Genomic DNA, 5,000 nt, shown 5'->3' on the forward strand with positions numbered 1-5,000 from the left:
AGTAGGCGATGGTACTCTGGTGAGTAGGCGATGGTGGGTAGGGGAGGAGTTTTGTTTTGTGGGGGTAGGCGTTGTTTGGAGAGGGTGGTCTGGGTGTTGGGTGTTGGAGTAGGGTGTTGAGGTGGTTTGGGGATAGAAAATTATTCGTGCTGGTTTTCAGTGTTTTGTAAAATATCTTATAATTTTCTTTGGAAATCGTTTGGTCAGTTGGGAAATTGTTTCTATCTTTGCACTCGCAAACGAGAAACGGGTGTCGCTGATAGCTCAGAGGAGCTTGCGGATGTGGCGCTGATCGGAAATAAAATGGCTTCGGTGTTTGGTCGAATGAGAAATAGTTTGTACCTTTGCGCTCGCAACCGAAAACGGGGGTTTACTTGTGAACCTGTCTGGCTACTGTTGGGAGTGCCCTTGAGGTGGTGTTTCGGAAGTTTCTTGAAGTTTTCTTCTTGAAGATTTGGTAGAATGAAAATTATTTGTACCTTTGCGAAACCAACGCCTGAGAGCTTCGCTCTCTGTTTGATTGGTTGAATTTAGAAAGAGTTCATAGACATATATTAAGACAAGGACATCACATATTTGTGATGGATACAAACAAGTAGTACAAGGGACATTGTAAAATAGTCCACGTCAGTATTCATATTGATGACTTTCTTGATTGTAGTATACGACTAAACTTTGATAGTTGATTTTAATGAGCGTAGGAGAATGAGTCTTCTTTGATTACAAAGGTATATAAATATTTTTTTTAACAATGGAGAGTTTGATCCTGGCTCAGGATGAACGCTAGCGATAGGCTTAACACATGCAAGTCGAGGGGTAACATGGGAGTAGCTTGCTACTTCTGATGACGACCGGCGGATGGGTGAGTAACGCGTATGCAACTTGCCTCTTAGTGGGGAATAACCCGGAGAAATCCGGACTAATACCGCATACACTTAGTTATCCGCATGGATGATTAAGGAAAGATTTATTGCTAAGAGATAGGCATGCGTTCCATTAGTTAGTTGGTGAGGTAACGGCTCACCAAGGCATCGATGGATAGGGGAGCTGAGAGGCTTATCCCCCACATTGGGACTGAGACACGGCCCAAACTCCTACGGGAGGCAGCAGTGAGGAATATTGGTCAATGGAGGAAACTCTGAACCAGCCAAGTCGCGTGAAGGATGACTGTCCTATGGATTGTAAACTTCTTTAGTGGGCGAGTAAACGTAGGTACGAGTACCTACCTGCAAGTAGCCTAAGAATAAGTATCGGCTAACTCCGTGCCAGCAGCCGCGGTAATACGGAGGATACGAGCGTTATCCGGATTTATTGGGTTTAAAGGGTGCGTAGGTGGCAGATTAAGTCAGTGGTGAAAAGCTGTGGCTCAACCATAGTCTTGCCGTTGAAACTGGTTTGCTTGAGTACAGTTGATGTAGGCGGAATGCGTAGTGTAGCGGTGAAATGCATAGATATTACGCAGAACTCCGATTGCGAAGGCAGCTTACAAAAGTGTAACTGACACTGATGCACGAAAGCGTGGGTATCAAACAGGATTAGATACCCTGGTAGTCCACGCCGTAAACTATGATTACTCAGAGTATGCGATATAATGTATGCTCTCAAGCGAAAGCATTAAGTAATCCACCTGGGGAGTACGTCGGCAACGATGAAACTCAAAGGAATTGACGGGGGCCCGCACAAGCGGAGGAACATGTGGTTTAATTCGATGATACGCGAGGAACCTTACCTGGGATTGAAATGTATAGGACAGGGGATGGAAACATTCTTTTTCTCTTCGGAGACTTATATGTAGGTGCTGCATGGTTGTCGTCAGCTCGTGCCGTGAGGTGTCGGCTTAAGTGCCATAACGAGCGCAACCCTTATCGTTAGTTACTAGCAGGTAGTGCTGAGGACTCTAGCGAGACTGCCGTCGTAAGGCGAGAGGAAGGTGGGGATGACGTCAAATCAGCACGGCCCTTATATCCAGGGCGACACACGTGTTACAATGGTGAGGACAAAGGGTAGCTACCTGGTGACAGGATGCCAATCTCCAAACCTCATCTCAGTTCGGATCGAAGTCTGCAACTCGACTTCGTGAAGCTGGATTCGCTAGTAATCGCGCATCAGCCATGGCGCGGTGAATACGTTCCCGGGCCTTGTACACACCGCCCGTCAAGCCATGGGAGCTGGGGGTACCTGAAGTACGTGACCGCGAGGAGCGTCCGAGGGTAAGACCGGTGACTGGGGCTAAGTCGTAACAAGGTAGCCGTACCGGAAGGTGCGGCTGGAACACCTCCTTTCTGGAGTATTCAGAGGAGCTATCTCCACTTATTACGTCTCATTAATAACATAGTCGACCGAGGTGTAGTCATACGATACAAGGAAGTATATATGGACACATTGTTAATTGTTCGGCTTGTTTGTTCCTTTGTCTTGGTATATTTAATTATACGGCAACCCTATTTTTATACTGCCTGCTTATATCTCTTAGTTCTGTTAGGTGTAAGGTAATGAGAGGTTGAGTGTAGATGGGTTGGGTATCAACAGACCCATAGCTCAGTTGGTTAGAGCGCTACACTGATAATGTAGAGGTCGGCAGTTCAACTCTGCCTGGGTCTACCGGCATGGGAGCTTACTAGTGAGTAGCTTTCTGAGGGATGTATAGAAATACGGGGAATTAGCTCAGCTGGCTAGAGCACCTGCCTTGCACGCAGGGGGTCATCGGTTCGAATCCGTTATTCTCCACATTTGGTTGACTAAGGGACGCTTAGTATAAACCGAGCGATCATAGACATATTGGCAAATATATTTTATATTGAAACAATAGTAAAGAGACAAAAGAGGATTCTGGAAGTAGTACGCAAGTGCTATTGAAGGTCTTTTCAAGATGAGATGATATCTCATTGTGAGCAAATTCTTCTGAATTTTTACTTGAGCGACAATGTTTAGTATACTTAAAGCGTAGAGCAAATCGAATAATATTGTTATTATACAGCATTATGCGTTGCATATTTCTTACGAGGGATATGTGATAAAGAAGGTTATAAAGTAATTAAGGGCAGACGGTGGATGCCTTGGCTCTAAGAGGCGATGAAGGACGTGACAAGCTGCGATAAGCTGTGGGTATTGGCACATACGACTTGATCCACAGATTTCCGAATGGGGCAACCCAATAGGTTTAATAGCCTATTACCTACGAATGTAGGAGCAAACGAGGGGAACTGAAACATCTAAGTACCCTTAGGAGAAGAGAACAAAAGTGATTCCCTTAGTAGTGGCGATCGAACGGGGACGAGCCCAAACCATCCTTGTTTCGGCAAGGGTGGGGTTGTAGGACTACGATATGTTACAGGCGGTAATGAAAAGAAGCGAGTTGGAAAGCTCCACCATAGAGGGTGATAGTCCCGTACTTGAAGTGAAGGCTTGGCTAGTAGTATCCTGAGTAGCGCGGGACACGTGAAATCCTGTGTGAATCTGGGGGGTCCATCCCCCAAGGCTAAATACTCCTTAGAGACCGATAGTGAACGAGTACTGTGAAGGAAAGGTGAAAAGTACCTCGCGTAGAGGATTGAAATAGACCCTGAACCCGTCTGCTTACAAGCGGTTGGAGCCCTTTATGGGGTGACAGCGTGCCTTTTGCATAATGAACCTACGAGTTACTATGTATAGCTAGGGTAAGAGCTTCAGGCTTGGATCCGTAGCGAAAGCGAGTTTTAAATGGCGATTTAGTTATATATAGTAGACGCGAAACCAAGTGATCTACCCTTGACCAGGTTGAAGTTCAGGTAACACTGCATGGAGGACCGAACGGTAGAATGTTGAAAAATTCTCCGATGAGTTGAGGGTAGGGGTGAAAGGCTAATCAAACTTGGAAATAGCTCGTACTCCCCGAAATGCATTTAGGTGCAGCCTTAGAGTTTAAATATAAGAGGTAGAGCGACTGATTGGATGCGAGGGCTTCGCCGCCTATCAAGTCCAGACAAACTCCGAATGCTTATATGAACACTCTAGGAGTGAGGGCATGGGTGCTAAGGTCCATGTCCGAAAGGAGAAGAATCCGGACCATCTGCTAAGGTCCCGAAATGACAGCTCAGTTGACTTAAACGCGGTCACGATGCATAGACAGCTAGGATGTTGGCTTGGAAGCAGCCATTCATTTAAAGAGTGCGTAACAGCTCACTAGTCGAGGATTGTGGCATGGATAATAATCGGGCATAAGTTGTCTACCGAAGCAGTGGGATTAGTTTTACTAATCGGTAGGGGAGCATTCCAGCGAGGTTGAAGGTACATCGACGAGGTGTGCTGGACTTTCTGGAAGTGCAAATGTAGGTATAAGTAACGATAAAGAGAGTGAGAATCTCTCTCGCCGAAAGACTAAGGTTTCCTCCTCACCGTTCGTCGGAGGAGGGTTAGTCGGGACCTAAGGGTAATCCGTATGGAGATCTCGATGGACGAAAGGGTTAATATTCCCTTACTCGGTGTGTTAAGTGATGTGGAGACGGAGAAGTGACAGTCCTGCCTACTGTTGGAATAGTAGGTTAAAGGGTGTAGACGTTGATTATGGTAGGCAAATCCGCCGTAAGAGTCGAACCTGATAGTATGTGAATCCTTCGGGTGCAGCAATATGGGCGTAAACAGGCTCCCAAGAAAATCCGCTAAACGTTTTAATGACACATTGACCCGTACCACAAACCGACACAGGTAGTTGGGTTGAGTATACTAAGGCGCTCGAGTTAGCCGCGGTTAAGGAACTAGGCAAATTGGTCCTGTAACTTCGGGATAAAGGACGCCGTTGGAGTGATTCAACGGCCGCAGAGAATAGGCCCAAGCGACTGTTTATCAAAAACACATGGCTATGCTAATAAGAAATTAGATGTATATAGCCTGACACCTGCCCGGTGCTGGAAGGTTAAGAGGAGAGGTCATACGCAAGTAGAAGCCTTGAATTGAAGCCCCAGTAAACGGCGGCCGTAACTATAACGGTCCTAAGGTAGCGAAATTCCTTGTCGGGTAAGTTC

At 46.2% G+C, this 5,000-nt stretch carries 2 tRNA genes and 2 rRNA genes (1 of these 4 running past the window's edge); all 4 read left to right on the top strand.

Annotated elements, in window-relative coordinates:
• Positions 1–748 precede the first annotated feature (748 nt).
• Positions 749–2,282, top strand: a 16S ribosomal RNA gene (locus IX315_RS09330).
• 245 nt (positions 2,283–2,527) lie between these two features.
• Positions 2,528–2,601 (top strand) — tRNA-Ile (locus IX315_RS09335).
• A gap of 52 nt (positions 2,602–2,653) precedes the next feature.
• Positions 2,654–2,727 (top strand) — tRNA-Ala (locus IX315_RS09340).
• 297 nt (positions 2,728–3,024) lie between these two features.
• Positions 3,025–5,000 (top strand): 23S ribosomal RNA (locus IX315_RS09345); it runs 919 nt beyond the window's last position.
• Together the 16S and 23S rRNA genes with 2 tRNA genes alongside form the textbook arrangement of a ribosomal RNA operon.

It is taken from the genome of Porphyromonas levii (assembly GCF_018206105.1).
GTDB classification, from domain to species: Bacteria; Bacteroidota; Bacteroidia; order Bacteroidales; family Porphyromonadaceae; genus Porphyromonas_A; species Porphyromonas_A levii.